Here is an 18491-nt window from a genome sequence, read left to right as displayed (position 1 = left end):
CGGGGATGAATGGCTCGCCGACAGGCGCCGGTGCCGTCGCCGGAAAGACCGGCCCGCTCGCTGGCCTGAAAGTGATCGAGATGGCCGGGCTCGGTCCGGTGCCGCTTGCCGCCCTGATGCTGTCCGAGATGGGCGCGGAGGTGCTGCGCATCGAACGCGCCGACGCTGGCCAGCCGCTCCTGAGCCTACCGCAAGAATACGATCTCGACCGCCACGGCCGTTCCATCCTCAAGCTCGACCTCAAGCGCCCGGCGGGCGCGGAGCTGCTGCTGCGCCTTGCAGCACAGGCCGACTTGCTCGTCGAAGGCTTCCGCCCCGGCGTGATGGAGCGGCTCGGGCTGGGGCCGGATGTCGTTCTCCAGCGCAACCCGGCGCTGATCTATGGTCGCCTGACCGGCTTCGGCCAGGACGGGCCGCTATCGGGGCGAGCCGGGCACGACATCACCTATCTCGCCTATGCGGGCCTCCTGCATGCGGTCGGCAGGCAGGACGCGCCGCCGGTGCCGCCGCTCAACCTCGTCGCGGATCAAGGCGGCGGCGCCATGATGCTGATCGCGGGCGTGCTCGCCGCTCTTTTCCAGCGCTCGCGCAGCGGAAAGGGCCAGGTGGTCGATGCCTCGATGATCGAGGGAGCCTCGATGCTCGCCGCACCCATTCACGCCTATATGGCGGCGGGTCTGTGGAGCGACAGGCGCGGCGAGAACCTGCTCGATTCCGGGGCGCCTTTCTACGATACCTATGAGACGGCGGACGCAAGGCACGTTGCCGTCGGCTGTCTCGAACCGCGCTTCTTCGACGAATTCGCCAGGCTGCTGCCGCTCGACGGGCATCTTATCGGCAGCCAGTACGACAAGTCGTCATGGCCGGCGATGCGCACCGCCATTGCCGGCCGGATCAAGGCAAAGACGCGCGACGAATGGGCCGAGCTTTTCGCCGCGACGGACGCCTGCGTGGCGCCCGTGCTGTCCCTGGTCGAAGCCAGGAACCATCCGCACAATCGCGCCAGGCAAAGCTTCGTGAAGTCCGGCGAACTCGACCGCCCGGCGCCGGCGCCGCGTTTCTCGCAAGGCGCACAAGCGCCTGCCGCACCTCCGGCCGTCGCCGATCGCGAGCCCTCGGGCATATTGACCCGTTTCGGTTTGAGCGAAGAGGAGATCGGAGCGCTTGCAAAGGCTGGCGTGTTCGGTCGATAACCGGAGAGCGAAAATCAGCTTATCTCGGGTGCGCTTGTGACCGGACCGAAGAAGGACATCATCCGCGAGACCGACGCAGAGGCGATCAGGCTGGCGAAAACCCTGATCCGCGCGGCACGTTTCGGCGCGCTCGCGGCGGTCGAGCCTGGCACCGGCGCACCGCTGGCAAGCAGGGTTGGCGTCGCCACCGACATCGACGGCGCGCCGCTGATCCTGATCTCGATGCTGTCTGCGCATACCGGTGCGTTGCTCGCCGATCCGCGCTGTTCGCTGCTGCTTGGCGAACCCGGCAAGGGCGATCCGCTGGCGCATCCGCGCATCAGCCTGGCATGCCGGGCCCTGCGGCTGGAGCGGGGATCGGCCGATCAGATCCGCGCCGAGCGGCGCTACCTCAACCGCAATCCGAAGGCGAGGCTCTATGCCGGGCTCGGCGACTTCTCGTTCTTCCGGCTCGAGCCCGAGCGCGCCAGCCTGAACGGCGGCTTCGGCAAGGCCTTTCTTCTCGACCGCGATGATCTCATCACCGGCGGCACCCTTGCCGAGGAGTTCGCCGGCAGCGAACAGGCGGCACTCGATCACATGAATGCCGACCATCGCGACGCGCTTGCCCTTTATGCCCGTCATTTCGGCCGCGCCGACGGCGACGGCTGGATCGCCACCGGTTTCGACCCCGATGGCATGGATCTCGCCGCCGCCGATGCGATCTGCAGGATTTTCTTTCCCCAGTCTCTGCAAAGCGCGCGCGAATTGCGTTCGGCGCTTGTCGAGATGGCAAAGGCGGCACGCGCCGCGGAGCAAGAGCGGTAGTTGATCGCGAGCCGGCGAAAGCAACGCTTGAGATTTAGACGAAATGATCTACCCTTGTAGTGACGCTGATTCAGCAGCGCCCATCGACATCTGAACATCCTGGAATCAGGCACCATTGCCCCCTGGCGCCTGGATGAGCCAAGACCCTTGGGGGATCCATGATCTCAAATAAGCTAATCGCCAATGCGGAATCGGCGGCCGCGTTTCTCACCCTCATGGGCAACGAAAAGCGCTTGCTCATCGTGGCCCATCTGATCGACGATGAAATGTCGGTCGGCGCCATCGCCGAGAAGGTGCAACTCAGCCAATCCGCGCTGTCGCAGCATCTCGCCAAGCTGAGGGCGCTCGATCTCGTCGAAACCCGGCGCGACCGCCAGATGATTTACTATTCCTGCAAATCCGAGGCGGTGCGCGAATTGCTGCGCATGCTGGAAGGCATTTTCGGCGACGGCGACCTCTCCCAGATGGCCTATCGGCTGCGCCGCGCCGGGGCTTGACCCGCGCCATCCAAAGCCCCTTACCTCGCTGGCATTTTTTGCCGGCGAGATTTGCATGAACCTCATTCCCATCGACGATCCTCGGGACCCGCGCGTCGCCGCCTATCTCGACATCCGCGAGCGCGATCTCGTCGGCCGGCATGGCCGCTTCATCGCCGAAGGCAAGGTGGTGCTGGACCTCCTGCTGTCGACCGGGCGCTTCGCCGCCGAATCGGCCCTCATCCTCGAAAACAGGCTGGCGGGCGTTCAGGAGATCCTGCGCAAGGCGACTCCCGAGTTTCCGGTCTATGTCGCCGCGGGTGAGGTCATGGACCGAATCGCCGGCTTCCACATGCATCGCGGCATCCTGGCGATCGGCATGCGTGGCGATCCGGCGCCCGCCGAGATTCTGGTGGAAACCTTGCCCCGGCGCGCATTGGCCGTCGTCCTGGTCGGCATATCCAATCACGACAATATGGGGGCGATCTTCCGCAATGCGGCCGCCTTCGGCGCGGGCGCGGTGCTGCTCGACCAGACGTGCTGCGATCCGCTCTACCGCAAGGCAATCCGTGTTTCGGTCGGCGCGGCGCTGAAGGTTCCCTTCGCCACCTTCGGCGATATCGGAACCTTCACCGCGACGCTCGATCGGCTCGGCTTCAGCCAGTTCGCGCTCTCGCCACGCGGAAACATCGACATCCGCGCCGCGGAACGCTCGGCGCGCCTGGCGCTCTATCTCGGCACCGAAGGCGAAGGCCTGCCCCGGAATCTGCTTGCCCGGCTGCAAACGGTGAGGATCGCAATGGCGGAAGGTTTCGACAGCCTGAACGTCGCCGCCGCGTCGGCAATAGCCCTGCATCGCTTTTCGAAAGCCGGCGACGCATTGGCTGAATAACGGCGGTCGTGTCGTTCAGTTGGCCGAGCCGGCCTTCTGCAAAGCCCTCACCCGGTCGGCCAGGCTGACGCCGCGCCCATTTTGCTGCCCCTCGCCCGCCAGCGCCTTGGCGATAGGCGAGTCCGGCCCGTCCAGCTTCATCGTCAGATTGACCACCTCGGCGGCCAGTTCGTTCATTTGTTCGCGAAGGCCGGCGCCGGAGCGCGCATCGCCCGCCGCTTCGGGGATCGCCGTGCCGGAGGCTGCAAGATCGGTTTTCAGCCGCTTGTTCTCGCGCGCCAGCGCCGTCAGCCTCGCCTCCAGCCGTTCCCGGTCGCCCTCGAGCCTGGCGATCGCCTTGTCGACATTGTCGCCTTTCGTATCCGTGCCGGCGGCCAGCTGCGCGACGCCGTTCGCGGCGTTCTCCTTCGAACGTTCGCGCATTTGAGCGATATCCTTCTCGCGCCGGTCGAGCTTTTCCTCGCGGTCGGCAAGCGTGGCAAGCAGCCGCTCGACCTTCTTGTCGAGCTCGGCCGTTTTCTTCTTCTCCGCCTTCAACGCTTCGCGCGCGGCCTTGTTTTCCGACGCGACCTCCTGATTGCGCCGGTCCGCCTCCTTGCGCTGGCCCTTGAGCAACGCAATGTCGCTGGCGAGCTTTTCCAGCTCCGATTCGCGGGCAACCAGTTCGATCTGGCGGTTCGAGGACGAGAAGCTGGCGTCGTCATACATCTGCTCGAGCTTCTGCACCTCCAGCGCGCGTTTTTCCAGCGCCCGCTCCGTCTGTACGTGCTTTTCCGACAACCGGTGCAGATCCTCCTCGCGCTGCCTGAGCTCCGCATTCTTTGCCTGCAGATCGGAGAGCGCCTGGTTCTTGTCCTTCTTTTCGACCGCCAGTTCCTTCAGGGCCTCGCGCCCGCGACCGATCTCCACCAGTTGCTCGGCCGCCTTCTCCTGAAGGTTCTTGACGGTTATCTCCAGCCGGCGCGTCGTCATGGCATATTCCGCCCGGACCCGGTCCTTGTCCGCCTGGATTTCAGCTGGCGTCAGCGGCAGCGAAGCCTCGAGGCGCCTGCGCGTCAGGACGACGGCCCGCCGCCAGACCGCCGGCGCGACCAGCGACACCAGAAAAACGGCGCAAAGGAAACCGAGTACGAAGAACAGAACCGACTGGACCAAGGCGTGCTATCCACTTTACGGGGCGGCAATCGCTGGATTGTGCTACCTTGGCATGGCGGAAATTCAACGCCGCGGCAAGAGTTTGCCGCGGCGCGATCACCACTGTCCGAGCGATTGTAGCGAGCGCAATCCGATCAGAACGGGTTCCAGGTCGGCCTTTCGGTGAGCTTCAGATAGCCGAGATTGACCCCGAGACGGGCACCTACGCCGGTGCGGATCGGCACAATCAGCACCCGGTTGCTTTGCAATACGTTGAAGCCGACGCCCGCAATGACATAGGCGGAGCCGGCAACGCCGCCGAAGCGGTTATAGAGGCTGCTGATGTCGTCGAGGTTGTAGACCAGCATCATCACCCGCGATCCCTCGCCGCCGAAATCCCAGCCGAGCGACGGACCTTGCCAGAACACCTTATGGTCGCCGGCGTTCTTGGTGTAGAGCGTCCCCTCGCCATAGGTCAGGCCGCCGATCAGGGCGCCGGATCCTTCCTCGCCCAGCAGGTAGCCGTTGGGCAGGCCGTAGGAGGCAAAGATCTTCTCGACGACGGTGGCCAGGCCGCCGGACGTCTCGCCGAAGAATTTATGACCGGAATCGACGATCTCCTGAGCGGTGTATTGTTGAGCCCGTGACGCAGCGGTCGAAAAGACAAGAGCCCCAAGGAGCGTGATGGTCATGGCGAGGACACGGACGAACGTCCGGTCGTAGTATCGGGAAAACATGCTTCCAATCTCCGTCAGGGAGCACTTTCGCCGACGCCTCGCACCCCTGCGGCTCTTGCCGGCCGTTCGGAGTGGCTATCACGGGCAAACTATGCCGTAATCCTTTTTCAACCATTAAGCTCCCACACGAAGATGGCGGTTCGAAGGCTGCGCTTGCGCCCCGGCGGCGGGTTTCCCCCCGCAAACACACCATTTTCGCCGTCGGCAATTTTGGATTTGTTGATGCGCGCTCAGGCCCTGTGTATTCAGAAAGCCTTGGAAAAGAGCGTGATTCGTGTGGGCAGGCGCGAAAACGGTCGCTCGGCCATGAACAAATGACTTAAGCAGGGATTTCGCCGATGGCCGAGCTTTTCACCCTTTCCGCGCCAGATCTCGCGGCGCTGCTTTGCAGCCGTGTCTGCCACGACATCATTTCGCCGGTGGGCGCGATCAACAACGGCCTTGAGCTGCTCGACGAAGGCGGCGCCGACGAAGACGCCATGAAGCTCATTCGCCAGAGCGCCAAGAACGCCTCGGCGCGATTGCAGTTTGCCCGCATCGCCTTCGGCGCCGCGGGTTCCGCCGGCATGATGATCGACACCGGCGATGCCGAGGCCGTGGCCATCGCCTTCCTGAAGAACGAAAAGCCGGAACTGGTGTGGAACGGCCCCCGAGCGCTCTTGCCCAAGAACAAGGTCAAGCTGCTGCTTAACCTCATTCTCGTCGCCAACGCGGCCATACCGCGCGGCGGCAAGCTGGTGGTCACGCTGGAAAGTCTCGAAACCGAGCCGCGTTTTTCGCTGTCGGCTGGTGGCCCGATGCTGCGCGTGCCGCCGAAATTCCTCGAACTGCATTCCGGCCACAAGCCGGAGGAGCCGATCGATGCCCATTCGGTCCAGCCTTACTATACGCTGCTTCTGGCGCGCGAGGCCAATATGACGATCTCGATCCACGCGACCGCCGAAGAGATCGTGTTGAAGGCTGCATAAGAAAAGCCGAAGTATCTCTACTGCTAATATTTGTGTTGGCAGTGCAGGCTGAGCAATGCCAGCCGCGATGCATGTAATCGCGCTGCGGGCCAAACGGCGCGAGACGCTCGTTTGGAAAAACTTTACCTAACGGCTTTTCGGCTTCTTTACCAGATTGGCCTATGGTGCTTTCCGGTCGCCGGAGGTTGCCGGTTCGGCAGATGGCAAAGAGGACCCGGACATGAAGCGCTGCCTGTTCGTCGATGATTCGAGCGTCATCAGGAAGGTCGCAAAACGCATTCTTGGCGGCACGGACATGATTGTCGTCGAGGCGTCGACCGGAGTCGAGGCTGCCGAGATTTGCGCCGGCGAGATGCCCGATGTCATCGTCATCGACGGTGGTCTTGCCGACATCCAGGCGGTCGACCTCATTCGCCGCATCCGCGCCATCGAAAGCCCTGTCCGGCCGCAGATCCTGGTCTCGCTGGTCGAAGTCGATGTGGCTGCGATCATGCGCGCCAAGCGCGCCGGCGCCCAGGGCTATCTCCTGAAACCCTTCAATCGCGCGCAATTGCTCGAAAGCTTCCGCGTCCTGAAGATAGCCGCCTGATTCGCCGAGACCGTTTTCAAACAAAAAACCCGGCCTGAGCCGGGTTTTTCGTTCGAATCACTTGGACCGCTTACGCGCTGACGCGGATATCTTCCGGCTCGCGCAGCACATAGCCGCGGCCCCACACCGTCTCGATGTAGTTCTGGCCACCGGACGCCGCGTCGAGTTTCTTGCGCAGCTTGCAGATGAAGACGTCGATGATCTTCAACTCCGGCTCGTCCATGCCGCCATAGAGATGGTTGAGGAACATTTCCTTGGTGAGCGTGGTGCCCTTGCGCAGCGAGAGCAGCTCCAGCATCTGGTATTCCTTGCCGGTCAGGTGCACGCGCTGGCCGCCGACCTCGACCGTCTTGGCGTCGAGATTGACCACCAGGTCGCCGGTGGTGATGACCGACTGGGCATGGCCCTTGGAGCGGCGCACGATCGCATGGATGCGCGCCACCAGCTCGTCCTTGTGGAAGGGCTTGGTCATATAGTCGTCGGCGCCGAAGCCCAGGCCGCGCACCTTGTCCTCGATACCGGCCATGCCGGAGAGGATCAGGATCGGCGTCTTGACCTTGGAGAGGCGCAGCGTGCGCAGGACTTCATAGCCCGACATGTCGGGGAGATTGAGATCCAGAAGGATGATATCGTAATCGTAGAGCTTGCCGAGATCGACACCTTCTTCGCCGAGATCGGTCGTATAGACGTTGAAGCTTTCCGATTTCAGCATCAGTTCGATGCTCTGTGCGGTTGCACTGTCATCTTCAATCAGCAGAACACGCATTTCATTCCCCTTTTCTGCTGCCGGACCGTGTCACGACCCGTCCGGGACCGGAGCAGTGATTGCCTGAACAGAAGGTGCCACCGACTGGTTAACAAATCCTAATTTCGTGTCATCCACGATATCAGATTTTTTAACCCCTTTCTACACCCACTTGAATCTAATAACGAATCACACACCAAAATCGCTAATGCACCACATTAATAAGTCGGCCTAAGTGACTCCAGAGACTCGCTGGCCAGGGCTTCCCGCCGCAGCCGGAATTTTTACCCGGCCTTAAGTCCTCGCCCGTATGATTAACAATGCCCGTAAACGAATGGTTACCGCCGGCAAAAATCTTTAGGGCTTTGTTTCCCATAGCCCAGGGAAAGCCGGGGGAAACGGGCGGCGCTTGGGTCGTTCCGGGCGGACTGGGCGGTATTGCAGGTGTGCGTTTGCGGAGTATCGAATCATGAAGTCACGTGAAAACCTCGTTCGACTGAAGCAGTTTCAGGTGAACGAGAAGCGGCGCCAGCTCTTGCAGCTGGACATGATGATCGCCGAGTTCGAGCGCATGGCCGTCGAGCTGGAAGCGCAGATCATCGCCGAAGAGAAAAAAGCCGGCATCACCGACATCAACCATTTCGCCTACCCAACCTTCGCCAAGGCGGCTCGCCTGCGCCGCGACAACCTCAGGAATTCGCAAAGCGACCTCGCCCAGCAGCGAAGCACCGCCGAATCATTACTCGGCGAAGCTGAAGCGGAGCTGTCCAAGGCGGAGATGCTGGAATCGCGAGACACCAAGATCCGCGAAACCGAAATTGGCGGTCGCAGCGCCATGATCGGCTGATCGCCTGGCATATTTGCAATCATGCCGGAGATCTCCGGCATCTTCAGAACCGGCAATCGGCTGAAATCGGCCTCGCCGTCTTCACGGCACAGCGCCCGTCTCGCCATGATCGGCCGATGCCCGGGCCCGGGCATCCTTGATTTCCGGCGCATGCTCTTCCGCCCAGGAGCGTATCTGGCTGAGCAGCCCCGCCAGATTCTGGCCAAGTTCCGTCAGTTCATACTCCACGCGCGGCGGAATGACCGCAAACACCTCGCGCCGCACGAGGCCGTCGCGCTCCAGCACCCGCAGCGTCTGCGTCAGCATCTTGGGCGTGATGCCTTCCAGCTTGCGCGCCAACTCGCCATTGCGCAGCCGGTCGCGCCGCAACGCGCAGACCGTGAGATAAACCCATTTGCTGGCCAGCATCTCCAGCACCGTATGTGACGGGCAGGTGCGCCGGAACGCGTCGTAGCCGAATGGCGATCTGTCTTCACTATCCATAAGGTGCGTATATATAGAAAAGGTACATACTCGACAATAGAATATTACTATCCAAATGATAGCGGAACATCCATTCGAACAGGAGGCGTTCATGCGTGCCGTTATCCAGACTTCCGTCGGCGGACCCGAGGTCCTTTTCGTAGCCGAGCAGCCCGACCCTGCGGCCAGGCCCGGTGAAGTGCTCGTCCGCGTCGAGGCGGCGGGCACCAACCCGGTCGACGGCGCCGTGCGCGGCGGTTTCTATCCGCTGCTTGGCGAACCGCCTTTCATCCTGGGCTGGGACATTTCGGGGACCGTCGCGGCGCTCGGTCCCGGCGTGACCGCCTTCAAGGTCGGCGACGAGGTGTTCGGCATGCCGCGTTTCCCCAAACAGGCTGGAGCCTATGCCGAGCTCGCCGCGGCGCCGGCGGACGAGATCGCCGCGAAGCCCGCCGCCATCGACCATGCGCATGCTGCGGCCTTGCCGCTGGCCGGGCTGACGGCCTGGCAAGGCCTCGTGCGCCATGGCGGCCTGCAGGCTGGGCAACGCGTGCTGGTTCACGCCGGGGCCGGCGGCGTCGGCCATCTGGCGGTTCAGATCGCCAAGGCGCGCGGGGCTTATGTCATCGCTACAGCCAGCCCGGACAAGCTCGACTTCGTCCGCTCGCTCGGCGCCGACGACGTCGTCGACTACACCAAGGGCAACTTCGTCGAACAGGTCAACAATGTCGATCTTGTGCTGGACCCCATCGGCGGCGACCATGTCGATGAGTCGCTGAAGGTGATGCGCGATGGTGGCGTCCTGGTGTCGCTGCTCAACGTTCACGACGCCACCAGGGCGAAGGCCAAGGCGCGCGGTGTCCGCGTCGAGCGCATGTCCGTGGTGCCCGATCGCGAGGGCCTTGTCGAACTCGCCGCGCTGGTCGACGCCAAAAAGCTGATGCCGCACGTGGCCAAGGCTTTCCCGCTCGATCAGGCGGCGGCCGCCCATGCCTTCCTTGCGACCCGACCCATCGGCAAGGTCGTGCTGACTGTTTGAGTGGAAGGCCGCTTCAAAAGCGAAAGGGCGCGGTGTTTCGCGCCCTTTGCGTTTAATAGCGTCTGGCCTAGTGGCGGTATTGCTGGATCCGCGTTGTGCGCAGCCCGGCAAGGCCGTATTCGTCGATCGATGCCTGCCAGGAGAGAAATTCTTCGGTTGTGAGCTTATAGCGCTGGCAGGCTTCCTCAAGGCTAAGCAGGCCGCCGCGTACCGCGGCGACCACTTCCGCCTTGCGCCGGATAACCCAGCGCCGGGTGTTCGTCGGCGGCAGATCGGCGATCGTAAGAGGGCTGCCGTCAGGCCCGATAACATACTTGACTCTAGGTCTAACCAGATCGGTCATCGTACTCTCTACTAAAAACTCAAAGACCCAATCCCCGCCACAGTACCGCCACAGCTTTAAAAATTGCCTAAGCGAACCCTAACCACTAGGTAAGGATCGTGAACGCCCGGTTAGGATTTTGTTTAGAAATTGAAACACCGGCCTCCAGCCCTTGATTTGCCGGTAAACTCGTCTTGCGCCGCAAGCTGGCGCACACGTGGCGCTTGACCTATATTCCGGCCATTGGCATTGAGCGCCGCACAGTGAAAGCACCATGAACAGCCTCGATCTTCCCCGCCGCCCCGAAGAAACCCGCGTCGTCGTCGCGATGTCGGGCGGCGTCGATTCGTCTGTCGTTGCAGGCATCCTGAAGCGCGAAGGCTATGACGTCGTCGGCGTGACGCTGCAGCTTTACGACCACGGAGCGGCCACGCACCGCGCCGGCTCGTGCTGCGCCGGCCAGGACATCGACGATGCCCGCCGCGTTTCCGAGACGCTCAGCATCCCGCATTACGTGCTCGACTATGAGGAGCGCTTCCGCAAGGCGGTCATCGACCCGTTTGCCGAGAGCTATGTCGCCGGCGAGACGCCGATCCCTTGCGTGTCCTGCAACCAGACGGTGAAGTTCGCCGATCTTCTGGCCACCGCCCAGGATCTCGGCGCCGACGCCTTGGCCACCGGCCACTATATCCGTTCGCGCGCCAATGGCGCGCATCGCGCGCTCTACCGCCCGGTCGACGCCGACCGCGACCAGAGCTATTTCCTGTTCGCCACCACGCAGGCGCAGATCGATTATCTGCGCTTCCCGCTCGGCGGACTGTCGAAGCCGCAGGTCCGCGCCATTGCCGAGGAGATGGGCCTGACTGTCGCCGCCAAGCAGGACAGCCAGGACATCTGCTTCGTGCCGCAGGGCAAGTATTCCGACATCATCGCCAAGCTGAAGCCGGCCGCCGCCAATCCGGGCGACATCGTGCATATCGACGGCCGCGTGCTCGGCCGCCATGAAGGCATTTTGCGCTACACGATCGGACAGCGCCGCGGCATCGGCATCGCGTCCGGCGAGCCGCTTTATGTCGTCCATCTCGACGCCGACCGGGCGCGCGTCATCGTCGGCCCGCGCGAGGCGCTGGAGACGCACAAGATCTATCTGCGCAACATGAACTGGCTGGGCGATGGACCGCTGTCGGACGTTCCGGCCGGCGGGATCGAGCTTTTCGCGAAAGTCCGCTCGACCAGGCCGCCGCGTCCGGCCGTGCTGCGTCACCGCGACGGCGTGACCTCTGTCGAACTGGCCGACGGCGAGTCGGGTATCGCGCCGGGGCAGGCCTGCGTGCTCTATTCCGACGACGGCAACGAGGCGCGGGTGCTCGGCGGCGGCTTCATCGAGCGCTCGGAACGAGGCGCGGAAGCCGAGGCTATGTTGTCCAGGCTTGCCGCAAGGCCGGCGCAGATCCCAGCCGAATAAGTTTCTTGGTCTTATCGCCGCCGTTTCCGGACGCCTCAGGCGGACGAGCCGGTGTGGATCACCGTGCCGGCGGTCAGGATGCGCAGCACTCTGATCGCTTCCTCGCCATCGGTGCGCGGCTCGGCGCGAGTCTCGATGCACTGCATGAAATGGGCAAGCTCGCGCGTCAGCGGCATGCCTTCGCCAACCGGCACGTAGGCAGGCTCATTGGCGGTGAAGGCCCACTGGCCGCTGTCCTGCCAGACCGCGTGGCGGTAGACGGCAAGTTTGCGTTCCCAAGGCTCGACGTCGTCGAACACCGCCATCGCCTTGGTGCCGACGACCGTCAGCCGCCGCTCGCGATAGGGATTGAGGCGCGAGGCGAAGAGATGGCTGCGCAGGCCGTTCGGAAACCGCATGTGCAGATGCGCGAAGTCGCTGAGGTTGTCGAGCAGCGCCGCCCCCTCGCCCCTCACCTCGATCGGCTCGGTACCGGTGATGGCCAGGATCATCGACAAATCGTGCGGCGCAAGGTCCCATAACGCATCGTTTTCGGTATGGAACTTGCCGAGGCCGAGCCGGTGCGAATGGATGTAGCGCACCTCGCCGAGCTCGCCATTGTCGATCAGCGCCTTCAACGTCTCGAAGGCGGGATGGAAGCGCAGCACATGGCCGACCATGAAGACACGGGCCTTGTCCTTTGCCGCCTTCACCGCGCGCTCGGCATCGGCGACCGTCAGCGCGATCGGCTTTTCCACCAGCACGTCCTTGCCGCTTTCGACGGCGCGCACCGCGGTGTCGGCATGGAATTGCGGCGGCAGCGCCATGACGATGGCGTCGATATCGGTTCGCTCGAACAGCTTGTCCGGCTCGAACGCCAGGCAGTCCTGCTCGCTGGCGAAACCTTCGGCGCGAGCGCGGTTGACGTCGGAAACGGCGTGGAGCGCGCCAAGCGCCTTGAGGGTGCGGATATGGTTGCTGCCCCAGTATCCGCAACCGAGGACGGCGATGCGCGGCTTCATTCGCTCAAACTCTAGAATTTCATGGCCGAGACATAGCGACGTGCCCCACCGAACTCAACCCCGGGACATGCCTTGAGTGCCTGTCCGGCAAAGCTTTTCTGGGGTGAGGTTATGCCGGCCGGATTATGCCGGCATGTCGGCCACTTCGAAGCTTGACACGCTCACCCTCCCAACCTTATATCCGCGCGACCTCGGCGAACGCCTTGAAACACCCATCCATCCAGGACGGATTTTCGGGCCGCTTGCCACCCTGGCGGGGTAGCTCAGTTGGTTAGAGCACGGGAATCATAATCCTGGGGTCGGGGGTTCAAGTCCCTCTCCCGCTACCAACGGTTCAATCCCCATGTCGATGTCGATATGGGGACTGTCCCGATCACAACGATCCTCCGCTGCCAACGGTCCAGTTCCAGTTTTAGGGACCCGCACCGTGTCCCCCTGCAAGAACGGCACTAGGCTCGCCTCCACCGCAATCACGAGCCGATTGTCATTGTCGCGATAGAGCGTGACAGAGTGGATTAGCTCACGCACGATTGGGCCAAGCTCTCCCATGTCGTCCAGCAAGTGAAGCGTGGCCTCCAGCTTCGCCCGCCTGTTGTGAATGTGGCTGGCGCTTCGGGTTGTCAGCTTGTCGGCAAATGCCGTGATGGCTGTCGGGTGCAGGATGACGTTGCTTCCCTTCGGGCAAGCTCCTGTTTGAGTTCGTCCCGTTCCTTGCCCTGTGCCTTCATCCGGGCGTCCGCCGCGTCCTGATCTCCCTTCCCCGCCTTAAGCAGGTCCAGAAGCCGGTCATTGTCTTCAATGATGGCTGCTATCCGGGCTTCAATCTCGGCACGGCGGTGGTTCTCGTGCGCTCCCTGTACAATGCGGGCCTTGATGTATCGTTCGGCATAGACCCTGATCTGATCGGGGCTGGCGAGTTCCTTGCACAAGCTGTTGATGACCAAGTTTTCGACTTCATCGGCATAGAACGTCTTCGGGTCGGGCCACGCGCCGCTGTTCGTAGGTCAATGACATTTTATTGTTCTCGACCTTTTCCGGAGTTCGGTGCCGCGGCTAAGCATGACGACACTGCAGCGAAATCGAAACCACATAACCGCAGAAACGGTTATTCCTAAGGAGGCTTCACACGCATTTTGCAAAGGCAAAGTGGCAATGGTCGTGGCCTTCGCGGCTGCAGTGCGCCTCTTCGCACTCAATTATGCTGAGATCGGAGCCGCCTAGCAGAAATGAGAACGCTCCCAATATGAATCCCTCGAACATGTAGCAGACGCGCTGGCCCGGCTGTTGCCTTGCCTCCAGTGCGAAGATCGAGTTCTTCAGGCCAATGTTGCCATGCCGGCCGGCGATGTCCAGTTCGTCGATGGAGAACTGACCCCAGCCGCGCTGCGACAGGCGCTGGAAATAATGATGGAACGTCGCTTCGCGGTCGAGGTCCTTGTCGCGTAGCTGGGCCTCGCACCATTCGATGGCGGATTTCGCCGTCGCAGCGCGCAGGATCGTCCGGTATGCCTCGCGGCCGAGTGCTGCCTCGACCGCGAGATGATTGTTCACCAGGAAATGCCTGGGCAGGTAGACCATGGGCAGCCGGTCGGTTCGCCAGATGCCGGTCGTCTCATCTACATCGATCGGAACCTGGGGCTGCATAGTGCTTATGCCGCTTGCCGCTGCGAAGCAACGAAGGCCGAGACGTCCTTGTAGAGCTCGCCGTCCTTCATGATGACGACGAGGTTCTTCTCATGCACCATCATGTCGAGGTCCTTCAGCGGGTCGCCATTGACCAGCAGCAAGTCGGCGATGAAGCCTTCCTTGACTATGCCGAGCTCGTCGCCAAGGCCCATCACCTGGCCGCCGAGCCGCGTGCCGCATTGCAGCGCCTCGTTCGGCGAATATCCGAGAAGGTCGACGAAATGTTTTAGATCCCGCGCGTTGGTGCCTTGCGGCGTCTGGGCGAAACCGTAGTCGCCACCGATCAGCGCACGCACGCCGCGCTTGCGCAGTTCCGTGTAAACCTTGCGGCTGTCGTCGAGGATGCGCTGCATGCCGAACTTCACCGCCATCTCATGGGTGAAGCCGAAGGGCTCGCCCTCGTAGAGCGTGCCGTAGATGATGCCGATGGCCGGGCCGACGAAGATGCGGTCCTTCGCCGATTCCAGCGCGTCGAGCGCTTCCTCATCGGCGGATTCGCAGTGATAGATGACGTCGACGCCGCACTTCACCGCGCGCTTGACCGAACCGGCGGCGCGGGCATGGCAGTTTATCTTCTTGCCAAAATCACGCGCCACCTGCACCGCCGTCAGCACCTCGGCCTCGCTCATAACGGTCAGGCCGCCATGCGCCGCAGGGCTGAGATCATCGCCGGAGATATTGATCTTGATGTTGTCGGCGCCTTCGCGGCAGCACAGCCGCACTGCTTTGGTGATCTCCTCGACGCCGTCGGCGATCATGCCGAAGCTCTCGTGGTACATGTGCTGCTGGCGCTCGTCGCCGAGGCCGCCGGTGACCGTGATCTCGGGGCTGCCGGCGCGTATGCGCGGTCCCGGCAGACGGCCGGCGTTGATCTCGTTGCGGATGACAATGTCGAGCCTGAGCTTCGAGGTGGCGGCGCTGTAGGCGCTGGTAAAGCCGTGGTCGAGCAAGGTCTTGGCGTTGCGCATGGTGAGCAGCAGATGCTCTTCCGGCGGGATCAGCCCAAGATCGGAATCCTTGATGGCACCGCCAAAGGAGATGTGGGCATGGCCTTCGACGAGGCCGGGCATCAGCGTCATGCCGTGGCAGTCGACCGTCGTGACGCCATCGCCCGACAATTGGTTGAGGGTACGCGCAATGGTCTTGATGCGGCCGTTGTCGACCAGCACATCGGCCGGAAAGGCGTCGGCGCCGGTGCCATCCCAGATCATGGCATTTCGAAACATCACTCTTGTCATGGCGAACGTCCTTTCGAAGTTGGCGCGGTTATTGGTTAGCGGCTTGCCGGGCGGCGACATCGTCGGCCACGACATTGGAGAGGATGCCGACGCCTTCGAGTTCCACCTCGCAGATGTCGCCATGCTTCATGAACAGTTGCGGCTTGCGCGCCACGCCGACGCCGGATGGCGTGCCGGTGACGAGAATGTCGCCGGGCTCCAGGGTAATGGCTTCACTGATGATCGAGATCAGCGAGACGACATCGAAGATCATGTCGTCGGTCGAGGCGTTTTGAACGACCTGGCCGTTCAGCCGTGTCTGGATGCGCAGCCCCTTGCCGCCCGGCGGTAATTCGTCGGCCGTCACGAAGATCGGACCGAAGGAGCCGGTGCCGTCGAAATTCTTGCCTACGGTCCATTGCGGCGCCTTGGTCTGGAAGTCGCGGATCGAGGCATCGTTGAAGATGGAGTAGCCGGCGACGTGGCTGAGCGCCTGGCTCGGTGCGATGTGGCGGCCGGCCTTGCCGATGACCGCAACCATCTCGCCCTCATAGTCGAGCTGGATCGAGGCTTCCGGCCGGCGGATGGCCGCGCCATGACCGATCAGGCTGGTGGAGAAGCGGGCGAACAGCGTCGGGTAGGTGGGCGGCACGAAGCCACTCTCGACCGAATGGTCGACATAGTTCAGGCCGACACAGACGATCTTGCCGGGTTTCGAGATTGGCGGCAGCCATTCGACCGCTTTCGGATCGATGCGCCGCCCGCAGGCCAGCTTCTCGCCGGCGGCGTGCAACGCCTGCGACCCTTCGGCGATCAGCTCGTCCAGCCATCCAGGAAACATCGCGTCGCTGGCGTCGATGCCGCGGAACTCGCCTGCCGGCAAGGCGATCGCCAGCCCAGGTCCCCGCGGCGATTTATAAGCTGCAAATCGCACTGGCCACATCCTCGCTTGTGAAGGCTGGACTTTGTTGAGAGATTATATATCTGTCAACAGAGAATATATTATTTTGCATTCTGACTTCTGCCCGGGATAATGTATCAAGGCTCCTCAATGGACGGATTCGGCCACAGGCAAACGCATGGCTAGGGAAGGCTCGATCAATCTCACCCAAGGCGCGTATGAGGATTTGCGCGCCGATCTTTTGTCGTGCCGGATCGCGCCGGGCAGCCGGCTCAAGGTCCAGGAATTGTGCGACAGGCTGTCGGTCAGCCTCGGCGCCATCCGCGAGGCGCTGTCGCGGCTGACCTCGGAAGGTTTGGTCGTGGCCGAGCCGCAGCGCGGCTTTCGGGCGGCACCCATCTCGGCCGAGGATCTGATCGATCTCACCAAAACGCGTATCCAAATCGAGACCTTGTGCATCCGCCGCGCCATCGAGGTCGGCGACGTCACCTGGGAATCGCAATTGGTGGCCGCACTTCACCGGCTGTCGCGCACGCCGGAGCACACGCCCGACGACCCTGTGCATTCGAGCGACGAATGGGCGACCGCGCACGCGGCCTTCCACAAGGCGCTGGTGGCCGGCTGCGACAGCCACTGGCTGCTGCGCCTGCGCGACCAGCTTTACGACCAGAGCGAGCGTTATCGCCGCCGTTCGGTGTCGCTCGCGCCAAGGGCCCGCAACATCAGCAAGGAGCATCAGGACCTCGCTAACGCGGTGCTCGACCGCAATGCCGAGAAGGCGGCCGAGCTCTTGGCCGCGCACCTCGCGGTGACCACGGATATCCTGCTCGCGGCGGAGGTTCCCGACCTTCCGGCGCGCAAGACGGCTGAAAAGGCATAGCGTCTCATTCGATTGCCCTCGGACAGAGGCAAACGCCGCCCGCACATGACGGGCGGCGTTTTCCCATCACCGCCTACTGGCGCAAATTCGTCCAGATCCGGTCATAGGCACGGATCGCCTTCTCGTCGCAGGACGGTGCGAAGGTGATCTTGAGATCGGCCGGCGGATTGAACTCCGGCGAGCCGCCGACATCGGCCGCAAGGAACTTGTTCGATCCGGTGATCGCGCTCTGGTAGCCGGTGTATTTCTGCTGCAGCGCGATATTTTCAGGATCCATCAGGAAGTTGAGAAATTTTTTCGCATTGTCGAGATTGGGCGCTGTCGTCGGCACGGCGACATTGTCCATCCAGCCGACGGCGCCTTCCTTGGGATAGACATATTTGACCGTCGACTTCTGCTGGCGCGTCGCCAGGGCCTTGCCCGACCACTGCTCATGCATGACCGTCTCGCCGGCGACCTGGCGCTCGACGATTCCGTCGGAATTATAGACCTTCACGAAGGGCTTCTGCGCCTCGAGCAGGGTGTCGAGTTCCTTGAGGTCGGCCGGATTGCTGTTGCACTGGTCCTTGCCGAGATAGACGAGCGCCAGCGAGATCACCTCGGTCGGCGAGCCGAACATGCCCACCTTGCCCTTCAGCTCGGCCGGCGGATCGAACAGCGGCTTCAGACTGTCGGTCGGGCCTTTGTAGACGGCCGTGTCGACGGAATAGGACGTGGTGCCCCACACCCATGGCACGGTGTATTTCGCATCCGGATCCCAGGGCCGGCGCTGCCATTTCGGATCGACATTCTTGAAGTTTGGCATCGCGCCTGCGTCGACTTCCTGGAACAGCTTCTGATTGACGAAGATCGGCACGAAGTCGTTGCTGATGATCATCACGTCGTAGCCGGCCGCGCCCGAACTCAGCTTGGCCAAAGCCGTCTCGTTGGAATCGTAAGTATCGATGGTGACTTTGATCCCGGTCTCGGTCTCGAACTTCTTGATCATCTCGTCCGAGGTGTAGTCGGTCCAGTTGTAGATGTGCAGCTCGCCGGCGTCGGCCAGCGCAGTCGTGGTGATGGCGCCAAGCATGACTGCGGCCAAAGCCAGCCCCGAAAGTCCTTCCTTCCATTTGGTCACGGTTATTCTC

General features: G+C 62.6%; 21 protein-coding genes and 1 tRNA gene. 11 read left to right on the top strand and 11 right to left on the bottom strand.

Translation table 11 applies throughout. The features are described from left to right. The first annotated feature begins 5 nt into the window (after positions 1-5). The 4 genes from FJ957_RS01495 to FJ957_RS01480 all read left to right on the top strand — a co-directional run bounded on the left by FJ957_RS01495 (position 6) and on the right by FJ957_RS01480 (position 3368). A complete protein-coding gene (locus tag FJ957_RS01495; RefSeq protein WP_140827728.1) occupies positions 6-1193 on the top strand; it encodes a CaiB/BaiF CoA-transferase family protein in 1188 nt (395 codons plus the stop codon). Positions 1194-1229: 36 nt separating this feature from the next. Further along, positions 1230-2000 (top strand): HugZ family protein, encoded by a 771-nt coding sequence (locus FJ957_RS01490; protein ID WP_140827726.1) that lies wholly within the window; start codon positions 1230-1232, stop codon positions 1998-2000. 158 nt (positions 2001-2158) lie between these two features. Next, positions 2159-2497, top strand: a complete 339-nt coding sequence (locus FJ957_RS01485) for a metalloregulator ArsR/SmtB family transcription factor (protein WP_140645679.1) — start codon at positions 2159-2161, stop codon at positions 2495-2497. A gap of 55 nt (positions 2498-2552) precedes the next feature. Beyond that, positions 2553-3368 carry an RNA methyltransferase gene (locus FJ957_RS01480; protein ID WP_140827724.1) on the top strand — a complete coding sequence of 272 codons (816 nt, stop codon included), beginning with the start codon at positions 2553-2555 and terminating at the stop codon, positions 3366-3368. 15 nt (positions 3369-3383) lie between these two features. Here FJ957_RS01480 and FJ957_RS01475 read toward each other — a convergent pair whose 3' ends face one another. Then, positions 3384-4523, bottom strand: coding sequence for a hypothetical protein (locus FJ957_RS01475; protein WP_140827722.1), 1140 nt, complete (start codon positions 4521-4523; stop codon positions 3384-3386). A gap of 134 nt (positions 4524-4657) precedes the next feature. Beyond that, entirely contained in the window at positions 4658-5194 is a 537-nt protein-coding gene (locus FJ957_RS01470; RefSeq protein ID WP_246674163.1) for an EipA family protein, read from the bottom strand. A 383-nt stretch (positions 5195-5577) separates the two neighbouring features. Here FJ957_RS01470 and FJ957_RS01465 point away from each other — a divergent pair, with 383 nt between their 5' ends. Both FJ957_RS01465 and FJ957_RS01460 read left to right on the top strand, forming a co-directional pair. After that, positions 5578-6207: a histidine phosphotransferase family protein gene (locus FJ957_RS01465; protein ID WP_140827718.1), complete on the top strand. Its 630-nt coding sequence runs from the start codon at positions 5578-5580 to the stop codon at positions 6205-6207. 220 nt (positions 6208-6427) lie between these two features. Further along, positions 6428-6796, top strand: a complete 369-nt coding sequence (locus FJ957_RS01460) for a response regulator (protein WP_140827716.1) — start codon at positions 6428-6430, stop codon at positions 6794-6796. A 70-nt stretch (positions 6797-6866) separates the two neighbouring features. On the opposite strand, the gene ctrA is transcribed toward FJ957_RS01460, so the two are convergent. Continuing rightward, positions 6867-7562: a cell cycle two-component system response regulator CtrA gene (ctrA, locus tag FJ957_RS01455; RefSeq protein ID WP_006203583.1), complete on the bottom strand. Its 696-nt coding sequence runs from the start codon at positions 7560-7562 to the stop codon at positions 6867-6869. Between the two features lie 448 nt (positions 7563-8010). Between ctrA and FJ957_RS01450 the strand changes: the two genes are divergently transcribed. Continuing rightward, positions 8011-8388: a flagellar export protein FliJ gene (locus FJ957_RS01450; RefSeq protein WP_140645772.1), complete on the top strand. Its 378-nt coding sequence runs from the start codon at positions 8011-8013 to the stop codon at positions 8386-8388. An 81-nt stretch (positions 8389-8469) separates the two neighbouring features. On the opposite strand, the gene FJ957_RS01445 is transcribed toward FJ957_RS01450, so the two are convergent. Further along, entirely contained in the window at positions 8470-8871 is a 402-nt protein-coding gene (locus FJ957_RS01445; RefSeq protein ID WP_140827714.1) for a helix-turn-helix domain-containing protein, read from the bottom strand. A gap of 91 nt (positions 8872-8962) precedes the next feature. On the opposite strand from FJ957_RS01445, the gene FJ957_RS01440 reads away from it, so the two are divergent. After that, entirely contained in the window at positions 8963-9889 is a 927-nt protein-coding gene (locus FJ957_RS01440; RefSeq protein ID WP_140827712.1) for an NADP-dependent oxidoreductase, read from the top strand. A 67-nt stretch (positions 9890-9956) separates the two neighbouring features. Here the strand turns inward: FJ957_RS01440 and FJ957_RS01435 are convergent, their stop codons facing one another. Further along, the gene (locus FJ957_RS01435; RefSeq protein ID WP_006203587.1) at positions 9957-10232 is read right to left on the bottom strand and encodes a DUF1153 domain-containing protein; all 276 of its coding nucleotides are present in this window, start codon (positions 10230-10232) and stop codon (positions 9957-9959) included. 253 nt (positions 10233-10485) lie between these two features. Between FJ957_RS01435 and mnmA the strand changes: the two genes are divergently transcribed. Further along, positions 10486-11676, top strand: a complete 1191-nt coding sequence (gene mnmA / locus FJ957_RS01430; RefSeq protein ID WP_140827710.1) for a tRNA 2-thiouridine(34) synthase MnmA — start codon at positions 10486-10488, stop codon at positions 11674-11676. Positions 11677-11711: 35 nt separating this feature from the next. On the opposite strand, the gene FJ957_RS01425 is transcribed toward mnmA, so the two are convergent. Next, complete coding sequence (locus FJ957_RS01425; RefSeq protein WP_140827707.1) at positions 11712-12677, bottom strand: Gfo/Idh/MocA family oxidoreductase; 966 nt, start codon at positions 12675-12677, stop codon at positions 11712-11714. A gap of 252 nt (positions 12678-12929) precedes the next feature. On the opposite strand from FJ957_RS01425, the gene FJ957_RS01420 reads away from it, so the two are divergent. After that, positions 12930-13006: transfer RNA gene (locus FJ957_RS01420), tRNA-Met, on the top strand. Positions 13007-13297: 291 nt separating this feature from the next. Here FJ957_RS01420 and FJ957_RS01415 read toward each other — a convergent pair. The 4 genes from FJ957_RS01415 to FJ957_RS01400 form a co-directional block, all read right to left on the bottom strand. After that, a complete protein-coding gene (locus FJ957_RS01415) occupies positions 13298-13621 on the bottom strand; it encodes a hypothetical protein (protein ID WP_140827705.1) in 324 nt (107 codons plus the stop codon). Positions 13622-13799: 178 nt separating this feature from the next. Beyond that, on the bottom strand, positions 13800-14321 hold the full coding sequence (locus FJ957_RS01410) for a 4-vinyl reductase (protein ID WP_140827703.1): 522 nt from the start codon (positions 14319-14321) through the stop codon (positions 13800-13802). 5 nt (positions 14322-14326) lie between these two features. Beyond that, positions 14327-15601, bottom strand: a complete 1275-nt coding sequence (locus tag FJ957_RS01405; RefSeq protein ID WP_140827701.1) for an amidohydrolase family protein — start codon at positions 15599-15601, stop codon at positions 14327-14329. 28 nt (positions 15602-15629) lie between these two features. Further along, a complete protein-coding gene (locus FJ957_RS01400) occupies positions 15630-16514 on the bottom strand; it encodes a fumarylacetoacetate hydrolase family protein (protein ID WP_246685749.1) in 885 nt (294 codons plus the stop codon). Between the two features lie 145 nt (positions 16515-16659). Here FJ957_RS01400 and FJ957_RS01395 point away from each other — a divergent pair, with 145 nt between their 5' ends. After that, on the top strand, positions 16660-17361 hold the full coding sequence (locus tag FJ957_RS01395; RefSeq protein ID WP_140827697.1) for an FCD domain-containing protein: 702 nt from the start codon (positions 16660-16662) through the stop codon (positions 17359-17361). Between the two features lie 73 nt (positions 17362-17434). On the opposite strand, the gene FJ957_RS01390 is transcribed toward FJ957_RS01395, so the two are convergent. Next, complete coding sequence (locus FJ957_RS01390; protein WP_181180469.1) at positions 17435-18481, bottom strand: extracellular solute-binding protein; 1047 nt, start codon at positions 18479-18481, stop codon at positions 17435-17437. Between the last annotated feature and the right edge of the window lie 10 nt (positions 18482-18491).

The organism is Mesorhizobium sp. B2-4-6 (assembly GCF_006442775.1).
In the GTDB taxonomy this organism is placed as follows: Bacteria; Pseudomonadota; Alphaproteobacteria; order Rhizobiales; family Rhizobiaceae; genus Mesorhizobium.
This window is presented reverse-complemented; position numbering and strand designations above follow the sequence as displayed.